The organism is Enterobacter sp. V89_11 (assembly GCF_029967775.1).
GTDB classification, from domain to species: domain Bacteria; phylum Pseudomonadota; class Gammaproteobacteria; order Enterobacterales; family Enterobacteriaceae; genus Enterobacter; species Enterobacter ludwigii.
On the sequence record NZ_JASCAN010000004.1, the window covers coordinates 121,611 to 147,125 of the forward strand.

General features: G+C 55.5%; 29 protein-coding genes. 17 read left to right on the forward strand and 12 right to left on the reverse strand.

Annotated features, from left to right (window positions below):
- Window positions 1–16 precede the first annotated feature (16 nt).
- The 4 genes from nrdE to QLG09_RS04490 form a co-directional block, all read right to left on the reverse strand.
- A complete protein-coding gene (gene nrdE, locus QLG09_RS04475; RefSeq protein WP_049023465.1) occupies window positions 17–2,161 on the reverse strand; it encodes a class 1b ribonucleoside-diphosphate reductase subunit alpha in 2,145 nt (714 codons plus the stop codon).
- Window positions 2,134–2,544 (reverse strand): class Ib ribonucleoside-diphosphate reductase assembly flavoprotein NrdI, encoded by a 411-nt coding sequence (nrdI, locus tag QLG09_RS04480; RefSeq protein WP_049023466.1) that lies wholly within the window; start codon window positions 2,542–2,544, stop codon window positions 2,134–2,136. Before nrdI ends, nrdE begins: the two co-directional genes overlap by 28 nt.
- Window positions 2,541–2,780, reverse strand: a complete 240-nt coding sequence (gene nrdH / locus QLG09_RS04485) for a glutaredoxin-like protein NrdH (RefSeq protein ID WP_047366127.1) — start codon at window positions 2,778–2,780, stop codon at window positions 2,541–2,543. The genes nrdI and nrdH overlap by 4 nt, the downstream gene beginning before the upstream one ends.
- Before the next feature lie 252 nt (window positions 2,781–3,032).
- Window positions 3,033–3,359, reverse strand: a complete 327-nt coding sequence (locus QLG09_RS04490; RefSeq protein ID WP_014171314.1) for a DUF883 domain-containing protein — start codon at window positions 3,357–3,359, stop codon at window positions 3,033–3,035.
- Between the two features lie 160 nt (window positions 3,360–3,519).
- Here QLG09_RS04490 and QLG09_RS04495 point away from each other — a divergent pair, with 160 nt between their 5' ends.
- The gene (locus tag QLG09_RS04495; RefSeq protein ID WP_006811693.1) at window positions 3,520–3,864 is read left to right on the forward strand and encodes a DUF2002 family protein; all 345 of its coding nucleotides are present in this window, start codon (window positions 3,520–3,522) and stop codon (window positions 3,862–3,864) included.
- Window positions 3,865–3,896: 32 nt separating this feature from the next.
- On the opposite strand, the gene alaE is transcribed toward QLG09_RS04495, so the two are convergent.
- Window positions 3,897–4,346: an L-alanine exporter AlaE gene (gene alaE, locus QLG09_RS04500; protein ID WP_020883866.1), complete on the reverse strand. Its 450-nt coding sequence runs from the start codon at window positions 4,344–4,346 to the stop codon at window positions 3,897–3,899.
- Window positions 4,347–4,839: 493 nt separating this feature from the next.
- Here alaE and stpA point away from each other — a divergent pair, with 493 nt between their 5' ends.
- Entirely contained in the window at window positions 4,840–5,244 is a 405-nt protein-coding gene (gene stpA, locus QLG09_RS04505; RefSeq protein ID WP_044858472.1) for a DNA-binding protein StpA, read from the forward strand.
- 38 nt (window positions 5,245–5,282) lie between these two features.
- On the opposite strand, the gene QLG09_RS04510 is transcribed toward stpA, so the two are convergent.
- The 3 genes from QLG09_RS04510 to QLG09_RS04520 form a co-directional block, all read right to left on the reverse strand.
- The gene (locus tag QLG09_RS04510; protein ID WP_049023467.1) at window positions 5,283–5,462 is read right to left on the reverse strand and encodes a hypothetical protein; all 180 of its coding nucleotides are present in this window, start codon (window positions 5,460–5,462) and stop codon (window positions 5,283–5,285) included.
- 79 nt (window positions 5,463–5,541) lie between these two features.
- Window positions 5,542–6,063: a rhodanese family protein gene (locus tag QLG09_RS04515; protein WP_014171309.1), complete on the reverse strand. Its 522-nt coding sequence runs from the start codon at window positions 6,061–6,063 to the stop codon at window positions 5,542–5,544.
- 9 nt (window positions 6,064–6,072) lie between these two features.
- On the reverse strand, window positions 6,073–6,372 hold the full coding sequence (locus tag QLG09_RS04520) for a metalloregulator ArsR/SmtB family transcription factor (RefSeq protein WP_020883869.1): 300 nt from the start codon (window positions 6,370–6,372) through the stop codon (window positions 6,073–6,075).
- Window positions 6,373–6,551: 179 nt separating this feature from the next.
- Between QLG09_RS04520 and QLG09_RS04525 the strand changes: the two genes are divergently transcribed.
- Window positions 6,552–6,710 carry a YqaE/Pmp3 family membrane protein gene (locus QLG09_RS04525; RefSeq protein ID WP_032678825.1) on the forward strand — a complete coding sequence of 53 codons (159 nt, stop codon included), beginning with the start codon at window positions 6,552–6,554 and terminating at the stop codon, window positions 6,708–6,710.
- Here the strand turns inward: QLG09_RS04525 and QLG09_RS04530 are convergent.
- On the reverse strand, window positions 6,707–7,636 hold the full coding sequence (locus tag QLG09_RS04530; protein ID WP_020883871.1) for a LysR substrate-binding domain-containing protein: 930 nt from the start codon (window positions 7,634–7,636) through the stop codon (window positions 6,707–6,709). The genes QLG09_RS04525 and QLG09_RS04530 overlap by 4 nt on opposite strands.
- A 320-nt stretch (window positions 7,637–7,956) precedes the next feature.
- Between QLG09_RS04530 and QLG09_RS04535 the strand changes: the two genes are divergently transcribed.
- The 6 genes from QLG09_RS04535 to QLG09_RS04560 all read left to right on the forward strand — a co-directional run bounded on the left by QLG09_RS04535 (window position 7,957) and on the right by QLG09_RS04560 (window position 15,572).
- Window positions 7,957–8,562 carry an ankyrin repeat domain-containing protein gene (locus QLG09_RS04535; RefSeq protein ID WP_020883872.1) on the forward strand — a complete coding sequence of 202 codons (606 nt, stop codon included), beginning with the start codon at window positions 7,957–7,959 and terminating at the stop codon, window positions 8,560–8,562.
- 106 nt (window positions 8,563–8,668) lie between these two features.
- Window positions 8,669–10,210 (forward strand): acyl-CoA synthetase FdrA, encoded by a 1,542-nt coding sequence (fdrA, locus tag QLG09_RS04540; protein WP_049023468.1) that lies wholly within the window; start codon window positions 8,669–8,671, stop codon window positions 10,208–10,210.
- Complete coding sequence (locus QLG09_RS04545; protein WP_032680426.1) at window positions 10,210–11,625, forward strand: DUF1116 domain-containing protein; 1,416 nt, start codon at window positions 10,210–10,212, stop codon at window positions 11,623–11,625. Before fdrA ends, QLG09_RS04545 begins: the two co-directional genes overlap by 1 nt.
- A gap of 11 nt (window positions 11,626–11,636) precedes the next feature.
- A complete protein-coding gene (locus QLG09_RS04550; protein ID WP_049023470.1) occupies window positions 11,637–13,181 on the forward strand; it encodes a hypothetical protein in 1,545 nt (514 codons plus the stop codon).
- Between the two features lie 44 nt (window positions 13,182–13,225).
- The gene (locus QLG09_RS04555) at window positions 13,226–14,176 is read left to right on the forward strand and encodes a carbamate kinase family protein (RefSeq protein WP_049023471.1); all 951 of its coding nucleotides are present in this window, start codon (window positions 13,226–13,228) and stop codon (window positions 14,174–14,176) included.
- A 16-nt stretch (window positions 14,177–14,192) separates the two neighbouring features.
- On the forward strand, window positions 14,193–15,572 hold the full coding sequence (locus tag QLG09_RS04560; protein ID WP_044858461.1) for an amidohydrolase family protein: 1,380 nt from the start codon (window positions 14,193–14,195) through the stop codon (window positions 15,570–15,572).
- Window positions 15,573–15,590: 18 nt separating this feature from the next.
- Here QLG09_RS04560 and QLG09_RS04565 read toward each other — a convergent pair whose 3' ends face one another.
- The gene (locus QLG09_RS04565; RefSeq protein ID WP_020883878.1) at window positions 15,591–16,511 is read right to left on the reverse strand and encodes a LysR substrate-binding domain-containing protein; all 921 of its coding nucleotides are present in this window, start codon (window positions 16,509–16,511) and stop codon (window positions 15,591–15,593) included.
- 281 nt (window positions 16,512–16,792) lie between these two features.
- Between QLG09_RS04565 and QLG09_RS04570 the strand changes: the two genes are divergently transcribed.
- The 5 genes from QLG09_RS04570 to QLG09_RS04590 all read left to right on the forward strand — a co-directional run bounded on the left by QLG09_RS04570 (window position 16,793) and on the right by QLG09_RS04590 (window position 21,574).
- Window positions 16,793–18,124: an MFS transporter gene (locus QLG09_RS04570; protein ID WP_282488746.1), complete on the forward strand. Its 1,332-nt coding sequence runs from the start codon at window positions 16,793–16,795 to the stop codon at window positions 18,122–18,124.
- 36 nt (window positions 18,125–18,160) lie between these two features.
- The gene (locus QLG09_RS04575) at window positions 18,161–18,910 is read left to right on the forward strand and encodes a glucose 1-dehydrogenase (protein ID WP_014171297.1); all 750 of its coding nucleotides are present in this window, start codon (window positions 18,161–18,163) and stop codon (window positions 18,908–18,910) included.
- A gap of 12 nt (window positions 18,911–18,922) precedes the next feature.
- Entirely contained in the window at window positions 18,923–19,768 is an 846-nt protein-coding gene (locus QLG09_RS04580) for a transketolase (RefSeq protein WP_020883879.1), read from the forward strand.
- Window positions 19,768–20,766, forward strand: coding sequence for a transketolase family protein (locus tag QLG09_RS04585; protein WP_014171295.1), 999 nt, complete (start codon window positions 19,768–19,770; stop codon window positions 20,764–20,766). The genes QLG09_RS04580 and QLG09_RS04585 overlap by 1 nt, the downstream gene beginning before the upstream one ends.
- 73 nt (window positions 20,767–20,839) lie before the next feature.
- Window positions 20,840–21,574: a class I SAM-dependent methyltransferase gene (locus QLG09_RS04590; protein WP_282488747.1), complete on the forward strand. Its 735-nt coding sequence runs from the start codon at window positions 20,840–20,842 to the stop codon at window positions 21,572–21,574.
- Here QLG09_RS04590 and QLG09_RS04595 read toward each other — a convergent pair.
- The gene (locus QLG09_RS04595; protein ID WP_025203409.1) at window positions 21,568–22,170 is read right to left on the reverse strand and encodes a short chain dehydrogenase; all 603 of its coding nucleotides are present in this window, start codon (window positions 22,168–22,170) and stop codon (window positions 21,568–21,570) included. The genes QLG09_RS04590 and QLG09_RS04595 overlap by 7 nt on opposite strands.
- 97 nt (window positions 22,171–22,267) lie before the next feature.
- On the opposite strand from QLG09_RS04595, the gene QLG09_RS04600 reads away from it, so the two are divergent.
- The 3 genes from QLG09_RS04600 to QLG09_RS04610 all read left to right on the forward strand — a co-directional run bounded on the left by QLG09_RS04600 (window position 22,268) and on the right by QLG09_RS04610 (window position 25,028).
- Window positions 22,268–23,176, forward strand: coding sequence for a LysR family transcriptional regulator (locus QLG09_RS04600; protein ID WP_282488748.1), 909 nt, complete (start codon window positions 22,268–22,270; stop codon window positions 23,174–23,176).
- Between the two features lie 66 nt (window positions 23,177–23,242).
- A complete protein-coding gene (locus tag QLG09_RS04605; protein ID WP_025203411.1) occupies window positions 23,243–24,424 on the forward strand; it encodes a PLP-dependent aminotransferase family protein in 1,182 nt (393 codons plus the stop codon).
- Between the two features lie 85 nt (window positions 24,425–24,509).
- Window positions 24,510–25,028, forward strand: a complete 519-nt coding sequence (locus QLG09_RS04610) for a DUF6622 family protein (RefSeq protein ID WP_047366118.1) — start codon at window positions 24,510–24,512, stop codon at window positions 25,026–25,028.
- 2 nt (window positions 25,029–25,030) lie between these two features.
- Here QLG09_RS04610 and QLG09_RS04615 read toward each other — a convergent pair whose 3' ends face one another.
- Window positions 25,031–25,450, reverse strand: a complete 420-nt coding sequence (locus tag QLG09_RS04615) for a hypothetical protein (protein ID WP_020883886.1) — start codon at window positions 25,448–25,450, stop codon at window positions 25,031–25,033.
- Window positions 25,451–25,515: the final 65 nt, after the last annotated feature.

A 25,515-nucleotide genomic window follows, 5' to 3' on the forward strand; every position in this document is an offset into this window, starting at 1 on the left:
CCTTTCTCCTTTCTCCTTACAGCGCGCAGGACACGCAGCCTTCAATTTCGGTACCTTCCAGCGCACGCTGGCGCAGGCGAATGTAGTAGAGGGTTTTGATCCCTCTCTTCCAGGCGTAAATCTGCGCCCGGTTGATGTCGCGCGTGGTGGCGGTGTCCGGGAAGAAGAGCGTCAGCGACAGCCCCTGATCCACGTGTTTTGTCGCCTCGGCGTAGGTATCAATAATTTTCTCAGGACCAATCTCATACGCGTCCTGATACAGGGCCAGATTGTCGTTGGTCATAAACGGGGCAGGGTAGTAAACGCGCCCGGTCTTACCTTCCTTGCGGATCTCAATCTTCGACACAATCGGGTGGATACTCGACGTGGCGTGGTTAATGTAAGAGATTGACCCGGTTGGCGGTACGGCCTGCAGATTCTGGTTATAGATGCCGTAACGCATCACATCGTCCCGCAGCTGCTGCCACATCTCGCGGGTGGGCAGGAGAACCCCGGCATCGGCAAACAGCTGGCGCACTTTGTCGGTTTTCGGCTGCCAGTCTCCTTCCAGATATGGCCTGAAGTACTCACCGCTGGCGTAACGCGACTGTTCAAAGCCCGCAAAGCGCTGGTTACGCTCGCGCGCCAGCATCATTGAGGTATGCAGCGCATGCCAGGTAATGGTGTAAAAATAGAGGTTGGTGAAATCCAGTCCTTCCGGGCTACCGTAGGCGATCCCTTCCCGCGCCAGATAGCCGTGGAGGTTCATCTGCCCAAGGCCGATGGCGTGCGAGGCGGCATTACCGGCTTCAATGGACGGCACGCTGCGGATGTGGCTCATGTCCGATACCGCGGTCAGCCCGCGAATGGCGGTTTCCACCGTGCGGCCAAAATCGGGGGAATCCATGGTGTGGGCAATATTCAGCGACCCGAGGTTACAGGAGATGTCTTTGCCGATGTCGGCGTAGTCCAGGTTTTCGTCATACGTGGATGCGCTGTTCACCTGCAATATCTCCGAGCACAGGTTGCTCATATTGATTCGCCCGGCAATCGGGTTCGCACGGTTGACCGTATCTTCATACATGATGTACGGATAGCCGGACTCAAACTGAATTTCGGCCAGCGTCTGGAAGAAATCGCGGGCGTTAATGTACTTCTTACGAATGCGATCGTCGGCCACCAGATCGTGATACAGGGCGCTTATCGCCACATCACCAAACGCTTTCCCGTAAATACGCTCAATGTCGTATGGCGAGAAGAGCGCCATCTCGGCATTTTCTTTGGCGAGCGCAAAGGTGATATCCGGAATCACCACCCCAAGCGACAAGGTTTTAATGCGGATTTTTTCATCGGCGTTTTCACGTTTGGTATCCAGGAAGCGCAGGATATCCGGATGGTGCGCGTGCAGATAGACCGCCCCCGCGCCCTGACGCGCCCCTAGCTGGTTGGCATACGAGAAAGCATCTTCCAGCATTTTCATGACCGGAATTACGCCGGAGGACTGGTTTTCGATGCGCTTAATTGGCGCACCGGCTTCACGCAGGTTCGACAGCAGAAACGCCACACCGCCGCCGCGTTTAGAGAGCTGCAGCGCCGAATTCACCGCGCGACCGATCGACTCCATATTGTCTTCGATGCGCAGCAGGAAGCAGGAGACCAGCTCGCCGCGCTGGGCTTTTCCGCAATTGAGAAAGGTCGGTGTGGCGGGCTGGAAACGGCCGGAGAGCATCTCATCCATCAGGCGTTCTGCCAGCGTTTCATCGCCCTGCGCGAGCGTCAGGGCAACCATCACCACGCGGTCCTCGAAGCTTTCAAGATAGCGTTTGCCGTCGAACGTTTTCAGGGTATAGCTGGTGTAAAACTTCCATGCGCCAAGAAACGTCTGGAAACGAAAACCGCGGATATGGGCCTGCCCGAACAGCGTCTCCACAAAGGCACGATCGTACCGGGCCAGCACGCGCTCTTCGTAATAGCCTTCCTTGACCAGATAATCGAGACGTTCATTCTGGCTTGCAAAGGTCATGCTGTTGGGGCGGACGTGGGTGGCGATAAACGCCTCCACCGCCTCATGATCTTTGCCAAACTGAATGTGCCCCTCACGGTCATAGAGGTTCAGCATCGCGTTTAATGCGTGGTAATCCGGTGTCGCCTGAATTACATGTTCTGCGGTTGTCGTTGCCAAAATTCGTTCACTCCTTTACGCACGTTCTCTACGTCCTGCTGTGTCCCCATCAGTTCAAAACGATAGAGATACGGCACGCCGCATTTTTGAGAAATGACATCCCCGGCACGGCCAAAGGCATCGCCGAAATTGCGATTGCCCGCCGCGATAACGCCGCGAATAAGCTGTCGGTTGTGGGGATCGTTGAGAAAGCGGATCACCTGGCGAGGCACGGCCCCCGCGGTGCCACCTCCACCATAGCTCGGGACCACCAGAATGTAGGGTTCGTCTACCCGGATCCGTTCCCGCTCATTAAGCGGGATACGTATCGCAGGCAGCCCAACGCGCTCAATAAAGCGGAGCGTGTTTTCCGAGCTGCTGGAGAAGTAGACCAGCCCACTCATGCCCTGGTGGCCTGGGCGGCGAGGCGGTTAATCATGTCGGGGCGAAAGCCGGACCAGCTGGTCTCCCCGGCGACGACGACCGGCAGCTGGCGAAAACCTTGCGCCCGCAGGGTATCGGCAGCTTCGGGCTGCAGGTCAATGTTCACCATCTCAAAGGCCACTCCACGGCTTTCCATTGCACGTTTTGTCGCGTGGCACTGAACACAATCGTTACGAGTGTAAATAATAATGCTCATGATTCGTATTTCCATTTAAAATGAGAGAGCGGCGCGAATCATCGCGTCAGGTTGTGTGTATCTCGCTAAAGGGAATACTAGATGTAGTTGTCGTAAGATTCAACCATACAAGATATGGGAATTTCAGATTGATATGGCCCCGATGATGAGCACAGCGGGGCAGGGCGGGCTGTACGGCTTTTTCAGGCGCGCAGGCAAAGAAAAGCCCCGGGGGCTGACGCGACCGGGGCAGATACGGACAGGTTGAGACGACTATTTGCGCAGGCTAAGCAGCGCCCCCACGAAGATACCCACCGCGGCTACCGTACCAAGCGTACAGAGGGGTTTTTCGCGAACGAAGGTATTGGCGCAACTGATGGCATCGCAGGCAGCCTGCGTGGTGCGCGAACGCCCATTCATGCGGGCGCGGGTTTCACGTAGCAAAGACTGAGCCTTACGTTTTGCGGCATCCGCTTCGTCCTTCGCACCGGAACCCCAGGATTTCAGCACTTCTTCCAGCGAGTCCGCTAATTGGCTGACATCGTTACGAATATCCTGCGTGTCGTCGTTAATATCGTTTCGGTTCGGTCTGTTAAACATACGATCCTCCGTAATTTTGCGTTCCCGTTTAGTTTAGTCCAGAAATTTAATATCTGAAGCGCGTCACGCGTTATCTGGCAGTTTATGGAATATTCTGAAAGCCCTGCTAATGCTGAATACTGTAAGGTTGCCGGGCAGGAAAAGATAACGAGGAAAAGATATGTATTTACGACCTGATGAGGTGGCGCGCGTTCTTGAAAAAGAGGGATTCACCATGGATGAGGTGACATCAAAAGCGTATGGATATCGCCGTGGCGAGAATTATGTTTACGTTAATCGTGAAGCAAGAATGGGACGTACCGCTCTCATTATTCACCCGACGCTGAAAGACAGAAGTTTGTCATTTGCTGAGCCTGCCTCGGATATTAAAACCTGCGATCATTATCAGCAATTCCCACTGTATTTAGGTGGTGAAACGCATGAACATTATGGTATTCCGCATGGCTTCAGTTCGCGTATGGCGCTGGAGCGGTTTTTGAAGGGACTGTTTGGCGACGTACAGTAAATCTGCGACTGGCATTCGCCAGTCGCCTCACATCATGCTTTGGCCTGGCTGTACTGGCTGACCTTAAACAGGCGGCGACAGTAGTCGAGAAAATAGCCATACACCGCACCCATCAACATTGAAATCACGATATTTGAACTGACCGCTGCGACGATTTGATGCCAGTCTGCGCCCACTGTCAGCAGAATAGCCACGTAAACCGGCGACTGGAACGTCACGTATGCCAGAACGTCGGCGAGGTTTTTCACCCACCCTGACGGGCTAATACGACGCGCAAAGCGCATGACCGCATCGCGGTATAATCCGTAAGGCCACGCAATAATAATGTTGACCGGAATTGCCACCAGGCGAGAAGAAAGTGACTGCTCAAAGGACATTCCGGAGAGGAAAATTTCGATCAGCATGTTCACGACGGAACAGTAAACAACCATCGCGAAGGTATCCGCTACCGCATGGCGCAGGCGAGATTGCGGTGAGAACATGTCTGAACTCCTTGAGAAGAACACAATAGAAACGATTTTCCCTCAGCGGTTAGTGCTTTAGGTTGGTTTGTCAGGCGTGTATAGCGTATATCTCTGCCTTTGAACTAACAACTAGTTATTAATTTTTATTTAGTCGCGTTTTTTCCACAAAATTCTCTAAAATTGCGTGTTTTTTGTTCGGTTCGTTATAATCTGTCCCTGCCGTCAGTTTTTGTATGTAAATCAATCTGTTGATCTTGAGCGTGCCGAAGCGAACGTTCTGCCCGAACGACGACAGTGCGGCATGCTTTGATTTGGATTAAATCTAACCGTTTATACTGAGATAAAGATTGAATCCGGCGGTATCGACAGTTATCCGCCGATATTATTAAACGCGATATTTTAAAACATTTACATTTTTAGCAAGACGTGCCCGCGGGTAGATATTCCAGGCGAAATGAATTATTCTCTTGTCGATTTTTCGATTTACCCTAAAGAAAAGGTTTTCAAATATATGTCTTTGACGTTACAGAATCTTAATAATATCCGAACTCTGCGTGCGATGGCGCGTGAATTATCCCTGGACGTTCTTGAAGAAATGCTGGAAAAAGTCAGGGTCGTTGCTGAAGAGAAACGGAGTGAGCTGGCGGAATTAGAGCAACAACGCGCTGAGCAGCAGGAAAAAATTAATGCCCTGCTGGAACTGATGAAAGCTGATGGTATTTCACCGTCCGATCTCCTCGGTTCAGATTTGGCGCAGGCCGGTAAGCCAGCGAAAAAACGTAAACCGCGTGAAGCGAAATATCGCTTTATTGATCTCAACGGTGAAGAGAAAACATGGACCGGTCAGGGGCGTACGCCAAAGCCTATTGCCAATGCATTGGCAAACGGTAAATCACTGGATGATTTTCTGATTTAATCCATGAGCCGGGCGGAAGACACCGCCCGGTTGCCTGTTTAGCAGACGCCGAAATCACCCTCTTCGGTATACAGGGCCAGGTCTGCGGCCTGAAGGGTAAATTTCTCGCCTTGCTCATTGCTGGCCTGAACCGCCACAACGCTATCGCCGTTCACTTCGAGTACTTTCAGTTTTGGGCCGCCTTTACGCGGTTGCACATAATCACCGACAGAAAACATACTACCTCCTCATCGTTTCAATGATCTTCACCTTAGCCCACGTCTGATACCGGGTACAGCGTATTTCACCGATTACTGCTTACGAGGTACGCCGGTTCCAGGGCATCACTTTCAGCAGTCTCGCCATTCCGCAAAACCCGGTCAGCCCGGCAAACAGCAGCCCGGCACCCACAAAGCCGCTCAGCAGGAAAAAGCCGCTGGAGAGCGTAAAGCCCAGCACGACCCCGCACAGGGTGAGCAGCCCGGCGGCAATTTGCACCTGACGCATCAACGGCAGCGGCTGTGACGTGTCTTCCTGCGTGATCAACCCGGCCTGCTTCCACCCCTGAATTCCGCCTTCAACGATAAACGCCTGAGCAGGCGCGGCAGCCTGAGCAAGGCGGGCTGCGTTCGAGGATGTCCGGGCGCCAGACTGGCAGTGAAAAATCACCGTTTCTCCCGCGTGCGTCTCAAGCCCGCCGGGTAAGGTGTCCAGCGGCACGGACCGGGCAGCGGGAATATGCTCGCGGGCATATTCGTCGGGATCGCGAATATCGATCAGTTTTGCACCTTCAGCAACGAGCGCATTGGCCTGCTGGGGTGAAATGAGCGGTAGTGACATGGTGGCTCCTTACGGGCAATAGAGGCTTTTCAGGGTGCTGATCAGCTGATGCACCGCATCGTTTTTAATGAAATACAGAATGCGCTGCGCTTCACGGGTGCTGTCGATAAGCCCCTCTTCACGCATACGCGCCAGATGTTGTGACGTGGCGGATGGGCTAAGCCCCGTCGCCCGCGCCAGATCGCCCGCGCTGGTACCCGGTGTACCGCACAACATGCAGAGGATCAGCAACCGACGCGGATTGCTCATCGCTTTTAACAGGGCTGCGGCCTGTCCGGCGCTGGCCTGAAGTTGTTCGAGTTCAGTCATATTAGTTTAGTCTTTACTTAATTAAGTAAACTCTAAACTAATGGGGAGGATTAAGCCAGTGTCAAAAGCGTAAAAGAGGGTAAAAGGGCGATAAAGAGATGGCGCAGGCCGTTAGACTGGCTACGCTTAGAGAATGTTCTCTTTTGTATTTTCAATTGGTTAGCTTGCACGGAGTCGTTATGGGTTTTTGGCGTATTGTCTTTACTATTATCCTGCCACCGCTGGGCGTGCTGCTCGGCAAAGGGTTTGGCTGGGCGTTTATCATTAACATCGTTCTGACCTTACTGGGCTACATCCCTGGTCTTATTCACGCGTTTTGGGTGCAAAGCAAAAACTAAGCGCGCCACAATAGATCGCTGTATATCCCGGTCAGCACGCCCTGTGGACCAAACTGCTGTTTGATCCAGCGCGTGACCTGGCCGGTCGCCGCATGCTGCGTGGCAAGCAGCATGCGTGAATCCTGACGCGGATTATTGATTCGCCGCGTGACCAGCAGCCCGTCCTCCACCGCCTCGCGGGCCATATACTCCGGTAAAAAACCAATCCCGTCCCCAAGGATCTGACACTGGCATTTGGTGTTGAAGTCGGGCACCAGAATCGCCTCCTGGCCGTGCAGCAGCCAGCCGACCTTCTTGTTTATGGTGTGCGCCGTGTCTTCCACCATGATGTTGGGGTACAGACGCAGCTGGCTTTCGGCTATCGGCTCCGGCACGAAGGCCAGCGGGTGTTCCGGCGCGATGGCGAATACCCAACGGATGGCACCGATCTCGGTGTAATCAATGCCGCCGCCGTCGAGCAGCGTGTCCGGTGCGCCAATCGCGATATTGGCCTGGTTGTTGATAATGGAGTCCCAGACGCCGTTGTAGACCTCGGTCGTGACGGTGATCTGGCAGGTAGGAAACTGTTTTTTCAGCACCTGCAGCAGCCGCGCCGTATGGCGTGGGGTGTACAAAAGCTGGTTGATGCAGATGCGGACCCGCGCCTCAATGCCCTGCGAAATGGTGTCTATCCCGCGCTTGATGGCATGAAAATCATTCAGCAGGTCGGTCGCTTTACGGTAAAAGTAAAACCCCGACTCGGTCAGCTCAATGCTGCGCGTATTGCGTACAAACAGCACCACATCCAGCCCGGTCTCCATTCGCTTGATGGTGTAACTGATGGCAGAGGTGGTTACGCCAAGCTCGGTGGCGGCTTTGCTGAAGCTGCCAAAGCGTGCCGCCGTGGTGAAGGCCAGCAGGTTCTCTTCAGTAAAGATGGAATTCATATTACGGCTCCTGTTAGCCATCAGTTTTGAACATATTTTAACAGCGCTGTTACAACGCATATGACGACGGTCACAGTTCTGATTATTTGCGTCGAGCCGCGTCATATCAGGCTTCATCAGGCATAAGCAGAATGCTGTCTGAGGCGAATAAAAGCGCTAAAACATAAGTAAAAGATTGCACGGCCGCACATTTTGGCTGAATTGTTGAATTTAACTCAATAATGAATTGACTGTCGATGAATGATTTTTAAGCGGATTCTTTTCTCACCAGGCTGTTGCTATTCTCAGGTCATGAGCAATACATCATGGGGAGTCTGAATATGTCTGCGAACGAACTCGTTACTGAATTTTTGCTGGCGGCAGAGCAGGGCAATATTGACGGGCTAAAAGCCTGCCTTGAAAAAGGTGTCGATATTAATGCCACTCAACGCCAGAAAAGAACGGCCGTTATTATTGCCAGCCTGAAAAAGCATTATGACTGCGTGGCATTTTTAATTGCCGCCGGAGCAGATATTGATCAACAGGATCAGACCTGTTTTAACCCCTTCCTGATTAGCTGCCTGACAAATGATTTAACCCTGCTGCGAATAGTCTTACCCGCCAACCCGGATCTTGATCGCCTGACCCGCTTCGGTGGCGTCGGCATTACGCCTGCCAGCGAGAAAGGGCACGTTGAGATTGTGCGCGAGCTGCTGGAGAAAACCGATATTAACGTCAACCACACCAACTTCGTGGGCTGGACGCCGCTACTGGAAGCGATTGTCCTCAACGATGGCGGCGCGAAACAGCAGGAAATTGTAAAGCTGTTACTGGATAACGGCGCAAACCCGCACATGACCGATAAATACGGCAAAACCCCGCTCGAACTGGCGCGGGAAAAAGGCTATCACCAGATAGCAGACCTGCTGCTGGCCGCAGGCGCGTAATTCCTTCGGCCAGCCTTTTCCGGCTGGTCGCTCATTCAGACAGTATTTTACCGACGTGCCTATTGCACGACGGCGGCCCCCTTTTATCCTCATTCAGGAGAAAATAATGCCCACCAAAATCGTCATAAAAAAGAATACCTATTTTGACTCGGTGTCATTGATGTCGGTTTCCACGAAGGCCAATAAATTGCCGGGCGTTGAGCAGGCTTTTGTGGCTATGGCGACAGAAATGAACAAAGGCGTATTAAAAAATCTCGGGCTATTAACGCCGGAATTAGCGGATGCCAAAAACGGCGACTTAATGATCGTGATTAAAGGCGAGGCGGCGAATGACGAAACGCTGGCAGCCATCGAAGCGCTTTTCACCCGCAAGGAGAGCGGCGGGAGCCATGAAGCGCGTTATGCCACCCTTGCCAGTGCGAAAACCCATCGTCCTGAGAGCAACCTGGCGGTGATTTCGGTAAACGGCACGTTTGCCGCCCGCGAAGCACGTCAGGCGCTGGAAAACGATCTCAACGTCATGCTCTTCTCCGATAACGTGAGCCTTGATGACGAACTGGCGTTGAAGCAGCTGGCACATCAGAAAGGGCTGCTGATGATGGGGCCGGACTGCGGCACGGCCATTATCAACGGTACCGGGCTGTGCTTCGCCAATGCGGTGCGCCGCGGACCGATCGGTATTATCGGGGCGTCCGGGACCGGCAGCCAGGAGCTGAGCGTGCGGATCCATGAATTCGGCGGCGGCGTGTCGCAGCTGATTGGCACCGGCGGGCGCGATCTGAGCGAAAAGATTGGTGGCCTGATGATGCTGGATGCCATCGCGATGCTGGACGCTGACGACGCCACCCAGGTGATTACCCTCATTTCTAAACCGCCTGCGCCGTCGGTGGCAGAAAAAGTGCTGGCCCGCGCCCGCACCTGCCGCAAACCGGTGGTGGTCTGTTTCCTCGGTCGTCATCAGCCGCCGGCTGATGAAGGCAACCTGCAGTTCGCCCGTGGCACCAAAGAGGCGGCGCTGAAGGCCGTGCTGTTAACGGGGGTGAAAAAAGAGTCTCTCGACCTGCATCCGCTGAACTGGCCACTGATCGACGAGGTGCGTGCCCGGCTGACACCCCAGCAGAAATACATCCGCGGCCTGTTCTGCGGCGGCACCCTGTGCGATGAGGCCATGTTCGCCGCGCTGGAAAAGTTCGACGACGTCTACAGCAACATTCAACCCGATCCGGCAAAACGGCTGGACGATATCAACGTCAGTAAAGCCCACACCTTCCTTGATTTTGGCGATGACGATTTCACCCACGGCAAACCGCACCCGATGATCGACCCGACCAACCGCATCAGCCGCCTGTTGCAGGAGGCGCGTGACCCCGAGGTGGGGGTGATCGTAATGGACTTTGTCCTGGGCTTTGGCGCGCACGAGGATCCGGTCGGCGTGATGCTTGAGGCCATAAAAGAGGCGCAGGCGACGGCGAAAGCCGATAACCGTCCGCTGGAAATTCTCGGCTATGTGCTCGGAACCGACCAGGACTCACCGTCCCTGGCACAGCAGTGTCAGCTTCTGACCGAGGCAGGGGTGATCTGGGCGAGCAGCAGCACCAACACCGGATTACTGGCACGTGAATTTGTCTTTAAAGGGGAGACTGCCTGATGACGACCTTATTTAACCAGCCGTTGAACGTGATTAACGTCGGTATCGCGCTGTTCAGTGCGGATCTCAAAAAACAGCATATCCCCGTGACCCAGCTCGACTGGACGCCGCCGGGGCAGGGGAACTTGCAGGTAGTAGAGGCGCTGGATCAGCTGGCCCTTGCGCCACTGGCTGACAAAATCGCCGCCGCCAATAAGATTGCCCTTGAGCGCATTATCCAGTCCCATCCGGTGCTGGTGGGCTACGACCAGGCAATCAACGTCGTGCCGGGCATGACCCGCACCACCATTCTGCACGCCGGTCCGCCCGTCAGCTGGGAAAACATGTGTGGCGCAATGAAAGGAGCCGTGACCGGGGCGCTGGTGTTTGAAGGGCTGGCACGCGATATCGACGACGCGGAGCGCGTGGCGGCGTCAGGGGCGATCACCTTCTCGCCCTGTCACGAGCATGACTGCGTAGGCTCAATGGCGGGCGTCACTTCGGCATCGATGTTTATGCACATCGTTGAGAACAAAACCTACGGCAACCGGGCGTTCACTAACCTTAGCGAGCAGATGGCGAAGATCCTGCGCATGGGCGCCAACGACCAGAGCGTTATTGACCGCCTGAACTGGATGCGTGACGTGCTCGGCCCGATGCTGCGCGATGCCATGAAAATCATTGGTGAAATCGACCTGCGCCTGATGCTGGCCCAGGCGCTGCACATGGGCGACGAGTGTCATAACCGCAACAACGCCGGCACCACGCTGCTGATCCAGGCGTTGACGCCCGGGCTGATTCAGGCCGGGTATCCGGTGGCACAGCAGCGTGAGGTGTTTGAGTTCGTCGCCAGCAGCGACTACTTCTCCGGCCCGACGTGGATGGCGATGTGTAAAGCCGCCATGGATGCCGCACACGGTATTGAGTACAGCACCGTGGTCACCACCATGGCGCGTAACGGCTACGAGTTCGGCCTGCGCATCTCCGGGCTGCCGGGGCAGTGGTTCACCGGCCCGGCGCAGCAGGTGATAGGGCCCATGTTCGCGGGCTACAGGCCGGAAGACTCCGGGCTGGATATTGGTGACAGCGCCATTACCGAAACCTACGGTATCGGTGGTTTTGCGATGGCCACAGCCCCGGCGATCGTGGCACTGGTGGGTGGCACGGTGGATGAAGCCATCGATTTCTCCCGTCAGATGCGCGAGATCACCCTCGGTGAAAACCCGAACGTCACCATTCCGCTGCTCTCGTTTATGGGCATTCCAACCGCCATCGACATCACAAAAGTCGCGGGCAGCGGCATTCTGCCAGTCATTAACACCGCCATTGCCCACAAAGACGCAGGTATTGGCATGATTGGGGCGGGCATCGTTCACCCGCCGTTTAGCTGTTTTGAAAAGGCGCTGTTGACCTTCCGCGATCGCTACTTTTTATAAGGCATGCATCCATGAAAAACATGAAACTGGAGTGGAAAAGAGGTGACTGGGCGGCGTATTTCGGGTTGATGACCAACAACCTGACCAATTTGCTGACCATGATGGGGCTGCTCATTTTTGTCGTCGGCATCCCGAAGGAGATTGTTTATGGACGCATTGCGCCAGCCTTCGGGCTGGCGGTGCTGGTCGCGAGCGTCTGCTACGCGTGGTTTGGCCTGCAGATGGCGCGCCAGACCGGGCGTAGGGATGTCACCGCGTTGCCGTCTGGCCCAAGCGCGCCGTCAATTTTCACCGTGACCTTTCTGGTGCTGATGCCGGTCTACCAGCAAACCGGTGATGCGGATTTCGCTATCCAGATTGGTCTGGTGTGGTGCTTCGTGGAGGCGATGATTCTGGCGGGCGGTTCGTTCCTGGGGGAAACCATCCGCAAGATGATCCCGCGTACCGTCCTGCTGTCTTGCCTGTCCGGGCTGGGCCTGCTGCTGCTGGCGATGAACCCGATGCTGCAGGCGTTTGAGGCACCTACCGTGTCGTTCATCGTGCTGCTGCTGATCTTTATTAACTGGTTTGGTAAAAAGCCGATCTTCGCCAAAATCCCGACCGGCCTGCTCTTGCTGATTGCCGGTACCGCGCTGGCGTGGATCTCCGGTCTGCAAAGCCCGGAGGCCATCAAAGCCTCAATGTCGTCGTTTGGCTTTAACCCGCCGGAAGTGCATGTCGACAGCTTTATGCAGGGACTGCCACACGCATTACCGTACCTGGCCTCTGCCGTCCCGCTGGGTCTGGCGAACTACATTTTTGACCTGGAAAACATCGAAAGCGCCCACGCGGCGGGGGATGAGTACCCGACCCGCAAGGTGATGCTGGCAAACGGGCTGGCCTCCATGCTCGGGTGTCTGATGGGTAACCCGTTCCCGGTGACGGTTTACGTCGGCCACGCGGGCTGGAAAGCGATGGGGGCCAGCATTGGCTACACGCTGGCCTCCGGTGTGACCATGTTTATCGTGCCGCTGTTCGGGCTGGGGGCGTTTATGCTCGCCATCATACCGATGACCGCCATCGTGCCGATTCTGGTGTTTATCGGGGTGGTGACCGCCAACCAGGTAGTAAGGGAAACGCCCAAAGTGGAGGTCCCCGTGATCTTCATCTGCCTGTTCCCGTGGATCGCCAACTGGGCGTTGACCATGATGAACAGCGTGATGGGCGCGGCGGGGACCAGTGCGGCGAAAATTGGCACCGACGTGCTGCACAGCAAAGGTATCTACTACCAGGGACTGGTGCATCTGGGTAACGGCGCACCGCTCGCCAGCATGCTGTGGGGCTGCATCGCTATCTTCGCCATCATCAACAAACCGCTGCGCGGAGCCGTGGCCGCCGCCGTTGGGGCGTTGCTGGCGCTGTTCGGCGTGATCCACGCGCCAGTGGTTGGCTTTGCCGAAGGCAGTTCGCTGATGTTTGTCACGGCCTACCTGATGATGGGGGGCATGTTTGTGGTGAAGCATTTTCTTGATAGCCGCGACGCGGTGAGCGCGGCAGCGCCGGTTTCGGAGTCCTGATAATGGCTGATGTCCTCACCCCGCACCATTTCAAAGGAAACACTATGAAAGAGCTCATGGTCGTCGCCATTGGCGGCAACAGCATTATCAAAGATAACGCCAGTCAGTCCATTGAACACCAGTCACAGGCCGTGAAATTGGTTGCAGAGTCAGTGCTGGAGATGCTGGCGTCTGACTATGACATCGTGCTCACTCACGGCAACGGCCCCCAGGTGGGGCTGGATCTGCGCCGCGCTGAAATTGCTCACGAGCGGGAAGGGCTACCCCTCACGCCGCTGGCAAACTGCGTGGCGGATACCCAGGGCGGTATCGGCTATCTGATCCAGCAGGCGCTCAATAACCGCATGGCCGCCCACGGCGAGCAAAAAGCGGTCACGGTCGTCACGCAGGTGGAAGTGGATAAACACGATCCGGGTTTCGCCCATCCCACCAAACCTATCGGCGCTTTTTTCAGTGAGACGCAGCGTGATGCGCTCCAGCACGCCCATCCTGACTGGCATTTTGTTGAAGACGCCGGGCGCGGTTATCGCCGGGTGGTGGCCTCACCGCAGCCGCTGCGTATCGTTGAAGCGGAGGCTATCAAGACCCTGACGCAAAAAGGCTTTGTGGTGATCGGGGCGGGCGGTGGTGGTATTCCGGTGGTGCGCACAGCGCAGGGGGATTACCAGAGCGTCGATGCGGTGATTGATAAGGATCTCTCGACCGCGCTGCTGGCCCGCGAGATCCATGCCGACGTGCTGGTGATCACCACCGGGGTGGAGAAAGTGTGCATCAACTTTGGTAAGCCAGACCAGCAGGCGCTGGATACGGTGAATGTGGCGCAGATGAAACGCTACGTGGCGGCGGGGCACTTCCCAGCGGGCAGCATGCTGCCGAAAATCGTCGCCTCGCTGGCGTTTCTGAACGACGGCGGCAAGCGCGTGATCATCACCTCGCCGGACTGCCTGCCTGCGGCGCTGCGCGGTGAGACCGGTACCCACATTGTGAATGCGTAAGTAAAAGGAAGAGAAGATGAGTGAGAATAAAAGCCGACGCGAGTTTATTAGCCAGAGCGGCAAAATGGTTACCGCCTGCGCCCTGTTTGGCACCACTGGCTCCGTCGCGTATGCTGCAGAGACCGCGAAACCACGTTGTGAGACAGGCAAACCGATGAACATTACCGCCAGACACTACTACCTGGATAACGTGCTGCTGGAGGCCGGGTTCAACGTTGACGGCGGCGTGGCGACAAGCACCCGCACCGAACTGAAAACACTCGAAATTAATGACGGCAAAATTGTCGCCCTGCGTGATAACAAAAGCCATGCCGATGCCACGCTGCCACACTATGATGCAGGCAGTAAGCTGATGCTGCCGGCGATGCGCGACATGCATATCCACCTGGATAAAACCTTTTACGGCGGTCCCTGGCATTCCCTTAACCGCCCGGCGGGCACGACCATTCAGGACATGATCCGTCTTGAACAAAAATTGCTGCCAGAGTTACAGCCCTACACGCAGGAGCGTGCGGAAAAGCTTATCGACCTGATCCAGTCGAAAGGCTCCACCCTCGCCCGCAGCCACTGCAATATTGAGCCGACATCCGGCCTGAAGAATCTGGAAAATCTCCAGGCCGTCTTAGCGCGCCGCAAGCCGGGGTTTGACTGTGAAATTGTCGCCTTCCCGCAGCACGGCTTGCTGTTATCGCACTCCGAAACGCTGATGCGCGAGGCCATGCAGGCTGGCGCACACTACGTGGGCGGTCTGGATCCGACTAACGTGGACGGTGCGATGGAAAAATCCCTCGACACGATGTTCCAGATTGCGCTGGATTATGACAAAGGGGTGGACATCCACCTGCATGAAACCAGCCCGGCAGGCGTCGCGGCGGTGAACTACATGGTAGAGACCGTGGAGAAAACGCCCGCGCTGAAGGGGAAACTGACCATCAGCCACGCCTTCGCGCTGGCCACGCTCAACGAGCAGCAGGTCGATGAAATCGCCACCCGCATGGCGGCGCAGCAGGTGACCATTGCCTCTACGGTGCCGATTGGCACCCTGCATATGCCGCTGAAGCAACTCCGTGACAAGGGGGTGTTCGTCATGACCGGCACCGACAGCGTCATTGACCACTGGTCGCCGTATGGGCTGGGCGATATGCTGGAAAAAGCCAATCTTTACGCCCAGCTCTATATTCGCCCGAATGAACAGACGCTCTCCCGCGCGCTGGGTATCGCCACCGGTGATGTTCTGCCGTTGAACGACAAAGGCGAGCGCGTGTGGCCAAAAGCGCAGGACGATGCCAGCTTTGTGCTGGTGGACGCTTCCTGTTCCGCCGAGGCCGTGGCGCGGATTTCACCGCGTACCGCGACCTTCCATAAGGGCCATCTTGTGTGGGGCACCGTCTCCTGACGCCACGTCGGGGTATTGCTACAGGTGATACCCCGACAGACGCAGCTCGCGATCAATCCACTCAACAAACTGCTGGATCTTCCAGGTGCGCTCGTTCATGTGCGGCATCACCAGATGATGCGCATTAATGGCGATCCCCGTTTCATCTGGTAGCACCTGCACCAGGGAGCCATCGTTCAGGTGATCGGTGGCCATCATCTTGCTTTCCAGAATAAATCCCAGCCCCATGCGCGCGGCTTCAAAGCTCATGTAAGAACGATCAAAACTCAGGCTGAAGTTGAGCCAGGGGCGGTCGATATTGTGCCAGGCAAACCATTTTTCCCAGTTGACGAGAGTGCTGGTCGACGAGATAAGCGCCTGTGAAAGCAGGTCCTGCGGCGTGTTGACGGGATGTGCACGCAGATATGCCGGTGAGGCCAGCACCACCAGCGCATCGTTTTTAATGGTCATGACCCTGTAAGCGTCCCAGTCCGGGATGCCGTGGCGAATATCAATATCGATGTTATCGCGTGCAAACTGCAGGTTCTCATAGGAGCAGGAAAGATTGACCGTAATATCCGGGTATTCACTGCGAAATTTGCCGAGCCGGCGCAATAACCACGTCAGGCCAAACGTTGGTGAAGAGTGAACGCGCAATACCGGATTATCGGCCTCTTTCATCACCTGTTCAGTTGCACGGCCGATGGCGCTCATCGCTGCGGAGACGTCGCGCAGATATTTTTCCCCCGTCGGGGTCAGGGTCACGCCTTTGCCGCTGCGGATAAATAACTTCTTCCCCATCCAGGATTCCAGCGAGGCGATCTGATGACTGACGGCTGACGCGGTGACGTTAAGCTGTTCGGCCGCCAGATGGATACTGAGAGAGTTGGCCACGGCGATAAAGGACTGAATATTTCGCAGCGAGGGTATGGGGAGGGTCTGGCGATCCTGCGCGGGCATGGCCCACTCCTTTCAAACGAGACAATTTTAAAAAACATAACATTGCGGCATCGCGTCAGCAATTTTTACCCGGCTGAATGGATTAAACATGATCCTGTTCACAGTGTTTTATCGATGAATATCGATGAGGATTACATTTTATTTTTATGACCTGTATCGCGTATCAAATTTATCTCAGTAATAAATGAGTTTTATTGAATGGTGTTTCGTTCGATAGCCGATATATTGACGTTGAACGCATAAATAAAACGACTCACGTTGTTCGAATAATGAGGTAAAACATGTCTCGTATAGAACAAGTTGCCCCCTACATAGCGACAAAGAAAACCAATTACCGTTTCGTTGTACTGGCATTAATTTTTATTGTGTATGCCATTAACTATGCCGACCGAACAAATATTGGTGCTGTACTTCCTTTTATCATCGACGAGTTTCATATCAATAATTTCGAAGCCGGTGCGATCGCCAGTATGTTCTTTTTGGGATACGCCCTGAGCCAAATACCGGCGGGCTTTTTTATCGCCAAAAAGGGCATTCGCGGGATGGTGGCGCTGTCGATATTTGGTTTCTCGGCGTTTACCTGGTTGATGGGGACAGCGACCTCAGTGCTGGGCCTGAAGTTTATCCGCCTCGGGCTGGGGTTAACCGAGGGGCCATGTCCGGTGGGGTTGGCATCAACGATCAATAACTGGTTTCCACCAAAAGAGAAGGCCACGGCGACCGGCGTCTATATTGCTGCCACCATGTTTGCCCCCATTCTGGTGCCGCCGCTGGCAGTGTGGATTGCCATGACATGGGGCTGGCGCTGGGTCTTTTTCTCTTTTGCTATTCCGGGGCTGATCATTGCTGTCCTGTGGTATTTACTGGTACGTACCCGGCCTTCCGAGAGCCCTTTCGTGTCAAAGGGCGAACTGGAGACCATTACCGCAGGTCAGGCGACACCGGATGCCAGACGGGAAAATATCGTGATTTCCCCCGGCTTCTCCCGCCTTGACCGTCTGATCCGCGTACGGGATCTGTCGCCCATCAGCACGGTAAAAGGTCTGTTCACATCGAAAAATATTCTCGGTGACTGTGTGGCCTACTTCATGATGGTCAGCGTGCTGTATGGCCTGCTGACCTGGATACCGCTTTATCTGGTGAAAGAAAAAGGCTTTACGTTCATGAGCATGGGCCTCGTCGCGAGTATGCCGTGTATCGGCGGTTTTATCGGCGCGATTTTTGGCGGCTATGTCTCCGATAAATGGCTCGGGCGCAGGCGTAAACCGACCATGATGTTTACAGCCATCAGCACCGTACTGATGATGATCATCATGCTGAATATCCCGCAAAGCACCGTTGCGGTTTGTGTCGGCCTCTTTTTTGTTGGTCTCTGTCTGAATATAGGCTGGCCCGCCTTCACCGCTTATGGAATGGCCGTAGCGGACAGCAAAACGTATCCCATCGCCGCATCAATTATTAATAGCGGCGGTAATCTCGGCGGATTTGTTTCGCCGATGCTGGCAGGTTATCTGCTGGATAAAACAGGAAGCTTTAATTCTGTCTTTATTTATTTCGGTATTTGCGCAGCAATTGGATTAGTCATGATTATCTTGCTGGAAGAACCGAAATAATAAATAAAACCTCTCTTACAATACTGGAGTAAATATATGCTTCTGAAAGATAAAGTCGCCGTGATTACCGGCGCGGCTTCTGTGCGCGGTTTGGGTTTCGCCACGGCAAAATTATATGCCGAGCAGGGCGCGAAAGTGGTCATTATTGATTTAGATGCCGAGGCCAGCCAGCGTGCGGCTGCATGTCTGGGTGAAGGGCATCTGGGGCTTGCGGCAAACGTCAGCAACGAGTTGCAGGTGAACGCAGCCATTGAGCAGGTTCTGGGTAAATATGGGCGCATCGACATTCTGGTGAATAACGCCGGGATAACCCAGCCGCTCAAACTGATGGATATTAAGCGCGATAATTACGATGCCGTACTGGATGTCAGCCTGCGCGGTACGCTGCTGATGTCCCAGGCGGTGATTCCCACTCTGCGCGCGCAGAAGTCCGGCAGCATTGTCTGTATCTCTTCAGTTTCGGCACAGCGCGGCGGCGGTATTTTTGGCGGCCCGCACTACAGCGCTGCAAAAGCCGGCGTGCTGGGGCTGGCCAAAGCCATGGCCCGTGAGCTTGGGCCGGATAACGTGCGCGTGAACTGCATCACCCCGGGGCTTATCCAGACGGACATCACCGCTGGCAAGCTGAGCGATGAGATGAAAACCGCCATTCTGGCGGGTATTCCGCTCAACCGTCTTGGTGATGCACAGGATGTTGCCCGTGCCGCGCTGTTCCTGGGGAGCGATCTCTCTTCTTATTCCACCGGTATCACGCTCGACGTGAACGGCGGCATGCTGATCCATTAAGGGGAGACGAGAATGACGAATACGACAGTTCAACAGGTTGCCGCGGCCGCGTGGCGCATTCGCCGCTACGCGCTGCGAATGGGCGAAGTACAAGGTCAGGGCTATATCGGTCAGGCGCTGGGCTATGCCGACGTGCTGGCAACTGCGTTTGCGCACGGTATGACCTTCAGGGCTCAGGAGCCGGAGTGGGAAGGCCGCGACCGCTTCCTGCTCTCCCACGGACATTACGCCATTGCGTATTATGCGGCGCTGATTGAAGCGGGGATCGTTCCTGAAGAGGAACTTGAAACCTACGGCTCGGATGACAGCCGCCTGCCGATGTCCGGCATGGCAACGTATACACCCGGCATGGAGATCTCCGGCGGTTCTCTGGGGCAGGGACTCAGCATTGGTGTGGGAATGGCGCTGGGGCTGAAGCACAAACAGAGCACGGCGTGGGTAATTAACTCCATGTCTGACGGTGAGCTGGACGAAGGTTCAACCTGGGAAGCCGCCATGTCAGCCGCGCATCATGGGCTCTCGAATCTGATTGTGCTGGTGGACATTAACCGGCAACAGGCGGACGGTAATTCACATAACATCCTCGGTTTTGAGCCGCTGGAAGATAAGTGGACCTCCTTTGGCTGGTATGTACAACGCGTTAACGGTAACGATATCCCCGCGCTGGTGTCGGCGTTTGATAATGCCAGACGCTATCCCGAACAACAGCCGCGCGTCATCTTATGCGACACGCTGATGGGCAAGGGCGTACCTTTCCTCGAGCAGCGTGACAAGAACCATTTTATTCGCGTGGATGCCGATGAGTGGCAACAGGCGCTCGCCGTGCTCGATGCGAATAAACCAGAAGGAGTCCTGTAATGAGCCAGCCCGTCGAAAATAAACCGCGTTTAACCACCTCCGCCATGATTGCCTCGATTGCAGAGGAAGGGCAGGAAACCCGGGCCGCGCCGTTTGGCCACGCGCTGGTGAAACTGGCGGCTCAGCGTCAGAACATTGTCGGCATGACGGCAGATTTGTCGAAATATACCGACCTGCATATCTTTGCCCAGGCATACCCTGACCGTTTCTTCCAGATGGGAATGGCGGAACAGCTGTTAATGGGGGCGGCAGGTGGGATGGCCAAAGAGGGCTTTATTCCCTTTGCCACCACCTATGCCGTGTTCGCCACCCGCCGTGCCTACGATTTTATTCATCAGGTCATTGCTGAGGAACACCTCAACGTCAAGATTTGCGCCGCGCTGCCGGGGTTGACCACCGGCTACGGGCCAAGCCATCAGGCAACGGAAGATATTGCGATCATGCGCGGCATTCCGGGCATGACCATTATCGATCCTTGCGATGCGATTGACACCGAACAGGCGGTGCCTGCCATTGCCAGCCACGAAGGGCCGGTTTATATGCGTTTGTTACGCGGTAAGGTTCCGGTGGTGCTGGATCAGTACAATTATCGGTTTGAAATAGGCAAAGCCGCGCTGCTGGAAGAGGGCAGTGATGTGCTGATTATCGCCTCAGGGCTGATGACCATGCGCGCACTGGAGGCGGCAAAGCAGTTGCGCAAGGATAATGTCAGCGTGGCGGTACTTCACTCACCCACGATTAAGCCCCTGGATGAAGCGACCATTCTGGCGCAAGCCGCGAAACCCGGACGTCTGGTTATTGTGGCTGAAAACCACAGTAGCGTTGGCGGGCTTTGTGAAGCCGTGGCGTCGCTGTTGATGCGCCATCGCGTTAACGTCGACTTTGACACCGTTGCGTTGCCGGATGCTTTCCTTGATGCGGGTGCGCTACCGACCCTTCACGCGCGTTACGGGATTTCGACTGCCGCCATGGTGGAGAAGATCCGACGCAGGCTCTGATTTTCAGACGGGTATGTTGTCAACGGGCGAGGGGTGTTTTACCCTCGCCTCTGTTGCGATAAAGGAGTCCGTCATGGCACAAAACATCTACGACAACCCGGCGTTTTTTGAAGGCTATGCCCGGCTACCGCGTTCGGTGCAGGGTCTGGACGGCGCACCGGAATGGCCTGCGCTGAAAAGCATGCTGCCACCGTTATCCGGCAAGTCAGTTATCGATCTTGGCTGCGGTTACGGCTGGTTCTGTCGCGCTGCACGCGCGCTGGGGGCGGCAGAAGTGACCGGCGTTGATCTCTCCGAAAAGATGCTCGCCCGGGCGGCTGAACTGACGGATGACGCGCAAATTAACTATCAGCGTAGCGATCTGGCATCTCTGGCGTTACCTGAGAACAGCGTTGATTTGATCTACAGTTCACTGGCGCTGCACTACCTGCCGGCGCTGGAGACCCTGTTTGAGCAAATCCGGCGGGCGCTTAAACCCGGCGGCAGCCTCGTCTTTTCAATGGAGCATCCGATTTACACCTGCGCCACACGTCAGGGCTGGCTGACCGACGATAACGGCGAGCGTTTCTGGGGCGTTAATCGCTATCAGGATGAGGGCGAGCGCGTCAGCAACTGGCTGGCGGACGGGGTGATCAAATACCACCGTACGCTGGGTACCACGCTCAATGCGCTTATTAAGGCGGGGCTGACAATAACGGAAGTGAACGAATGGGGACCAACGCAGGCACAAATTGATGCCTGGCCCGCGCTGGCCGAAGAGGCGGAACGTCCGATGCTGGTCCTGATTTCTGCCGCTAAGGCTCAGTAACCCACTTTATACACTCGTCCATTCTGCACTCCTTCCACGCTGCGACGATAGGCCTGCGCCACCGTTGCGGCGGGAACACTTTCAAAGCCCGGGAAGAAGCCTTCGTACGCTTCCGCTGATTCGGTAAGTACCGTCGGGCTAATCAGGTTGATGCGGATCCCGCGCGGCAGTTCACAGGCCGCAGCGCGGACAAACCCTTCCAGAGCGGCGTTCACCGTGGTGGCATTCACCCCCTGAGCGATAGGCTCATGCGCCACGATCCCGCTTATCAGGGTGATGGAGCCGCCTTCATTGAGGTAATGCTGGCCGGTCAACGCCAGACGAACCTGTCCCAGCAGCTTATCCTGCAAGCCCTGATTGAAATCGCTGTCTTTCATGGTCGCGAGCGGGCCGAAGTGCAGGCCGCCACTGGCAGAGACAATCGCATCCACCGCTCCGATGTTTTCAAACAATGCCTGCACGCTGGCCTGAGAGGTGATATCCACCTGGTAGTCGCCCTGCGTGCGACCCACGCGGATCACGTCGTGGCGACGGCTCAGCTCTTCTGTTACCGCACGACCGACCGTACCGCTGGCACCAATAATCACGATTTTCATAGCTGACTCCTTAGGTTGTGAGCCTTCATTCTTTAATAAATCAAAACTCAGATAAACTGGGCTAAAGTTAGAGGATTGCTAACCAGGGGTTTGGAATATGGATAAGCTTCGCAGCATGGAGACCTTCATTGCTGTCGTTGAGAGCGGCAGTTTTACCGGCGCGGCAGGCCGGCTGGAGATGTCGGCGGTGATGGTGGGGAAGTACATAGCGTTACTGGAGTCTCAGCTCGGCACCCGGCTGCTGGAGCGAAACACGCGGCGTCAAAGTCTGACGGACGCCGGGCGGGTCTATTTCGACGAGGCGAAGCGGGTGCTGGAGCAGGTCTCTATCGCCGAAAGCGCGGTTGAGCGACTGCGTGCCGCCCCAGCCGGGACCTTGCGGGTCACGGCGCCCACCTCGTTTGGGGGGTGTGTGATAGCCCCTCTCACCGCGACCTTTTTGCAGCGCTACCCGGACGTGCGCGTGGAGCTGGATCTGACCAACCGGATGGTGGATCTGGTGGATGAAGGGGTCGATCTGGCCATTCGCATCGGTGACATTCATAACGACGATCTGGTGGCGAAGTACCTCTGCCCGTACCGAATGGTGATCTGCGCGGCCCCGGCGTATCTGGCGCGTTACGGCACGCCGCGAACGCCTGCCGATCTGGCGGATCATCTCTGCCTGTCACACACGGTGTGGACCGCACGTAACGAATGGCGGCTACCGGGGGTTGAAGGCGAGATGCGCTGGAAGCGCGATGCCATTCTGCGCTGCAACGATGGCTATGGGCTACGGATGGCGGCGAGAGCGGGGGCGGGATTATTACTGCAACCCGAAGTGCTGGTAGCGGAAGAGCTGGCGAGCGGCAGGCTGGTGCAGGTGCTGGAGAACTACACGCCTGCGCCACGACCGGTACATTTGCTGTGGCGCCAGGATTTACGTCCGCTACCCAAGCTCACGCAATTTGTCGCGCATATTCTGCAGGGCGCGGAATATTTCGGCCATGCAGCTGAAGAAAAGTAATTATCAAAGCCGCAGACTTATGCTACTAAGATTAGGCACATTATAAAAAAAGAAGGTAAGCAAAGAATGTCTGTGAATAAACTCGCCAGCAGCGCACAGGGCCTGCAATCATCTGCCATCCGTGAATTATTAAAACATAGCAAAATGGCCGGGGTGATTTCGCTGGGTGGCGGTATTCCTAACCCTGCACTGTTCGATCATGAAGGCCTGAAAATTGCCGCTGATGCCGTATTATCACAGCATTTTGGTGAAGCTTTTCAGTACGGTCTGACCGAAGGCATCCCGGGGCTGCGTGAAGAAATTAAGCTCATCTGTGAAGGCCGTGGGATCGCCTGCAAGGCCGATGACGTGGTCATTACGTCCGGTTCGCAACAATCTCTCGACGTGCTGGCGCGGGCGTTAATTAACCCGGGCGATACCGTCGTCGTCGAACGTCCAACGTATCTCGCGGCACTGCAGGTATTTGGTCTGGCACAGGCCAAATTTGAATCCGTGGGCACCGATGGCGACGGAATGAAAGTGGATGAACTTGAAGCACTGGTGGCGAATAAAACCATCAAGGCGGTTTATATTGTTCCGACATTTGGTAACCCGGGTGGGGTAACGCTTTCTGAGGTGCGTCGTAAACAGCTGGTGGAATTATCGAAGCGCTATGACTTCGTTATTATCGAAGACGATCCGTACAGTGAAATTAATTATACCGATGAAGTGTTCCGCCCGTTAATTGCCCATGCCAAAGATATCGGCAATGAAGAGAACGTCGTCTATACCTCGACCTTCTCCAAAATCCTCGCCCCGGGCACTCGTGTGGGCTGGGTGCTGGTACCGGAGTGGCTGAAACGCGCGGTGGTTAATCTCAAGCAAACCACCGATCTGCACACCAGCACGCTGTCACAGCTGATGACCTATGAGTACCTGAAAACCGGTCGTCTGGCCGATCAGATTAAAATGATCCGTGAAGCCTACCGCCAGAAATACCAGACCTTTGCAAATGAACTGGAGGCGGAACTGGGTGATGTCATGTCGTTCCATAAGCCGAAGGGCGGAATGTTCCTGTGGGCCAAAATGAACAATGGCATCAACACCACGCGCTGGCTGGAAAAAACGTTAAGCAACGGCGTGGTTTTTGTGCCGGGTGAGTTCTTCTTTTGCAATGAGCCAGACCATACGACGCTGCGCATGTCGTTTGTCACGCCAACCGATGAAGAGCTGAAAGAGGCGGTTCGTCGCCTGAAAAAATCGCTGTAACAGACCTGCGCATAATGGCACCTGTGTTGTTATGCGCATTACTTGTGCAGTGCGGCCAGCGCCGCAAGCGTTCATGGTGAATCCCATGTTTGAATTTCTGATCGGTATCCTCACGCACACCCCCGTCTGGGTGTGGGTTCTGTTTATCTTTCTTATCTCACGCGGCCTCAATGCCCGTAAGCCTGCCACCGTTACGCTGGAAAGGCTGGCCATCATTCCTGCCATCTTTCTTATCTGGGATATCTACGATCTGGTGGTCTATCGCGATCTTACTCTCGCGACGGTGGCCCTTTGGGTTGCGGGGATTGTGGCGGGCGCGGCGCTGGGGTATGTGCTGATTAAGCAGACGGTCATCACCCGCACCGACGCGCCGCGCACCCTTTATCGCCAGCCGGACTACACGGCACTGCCGTTTATGATGCTGGCATTTGGGGTGAAATACGTGCTGGGGGTGATGAACGCCCTCTCTCCCCAGACGTTGCAACAGCCCGCCATGAGCGCGCTGGCGATAGTCTCCGGCGGGGTATTTGCCGGGGTCTTTATCGGGAAGTTTACGCGCTATGTAGGGGTATATCTCAGCAGCGCACCGCAACCGGCTGAGTAACGTTAGCCCGTTGCATGGGCCAGCGCGCGAGCAGAAGCTTCACCGTTGGCTACTCGCGTGACTTCGTGGATCCGGCAGATTTTTCCTGCGCACAGCGTGGCAAACATATAAACCTCTATTTCTGCCTGATGGCCTTCGGGATACGTGACGGTCACGATATGCCGGTCAGCCAGCAGTGTGTCATGACACCCTATCTGTTCCACGCGGAAGGCGATATCGCGGATCTGCGAACGCACGTGCTCCAGGTGCTGAATAAAGCCAGAATAATCAAGAGAGTGACCGTCCGTGATCTGCTGATACTCTGGCGAAAAAACGTCTTTCGGATCAATCTCGCCTTTAAACAGGCCGGTCAGTAAACGGGACATTTCCTCACGCAAAATAGCATTGTCAGACTGGGTAATCAGGCGGGTGATGATGTTCATGATGACTCCTCGTTGCGTTGAGCCGCCATTATCCTTGACAGACAGAGACGTAGTTTCTGTAATAA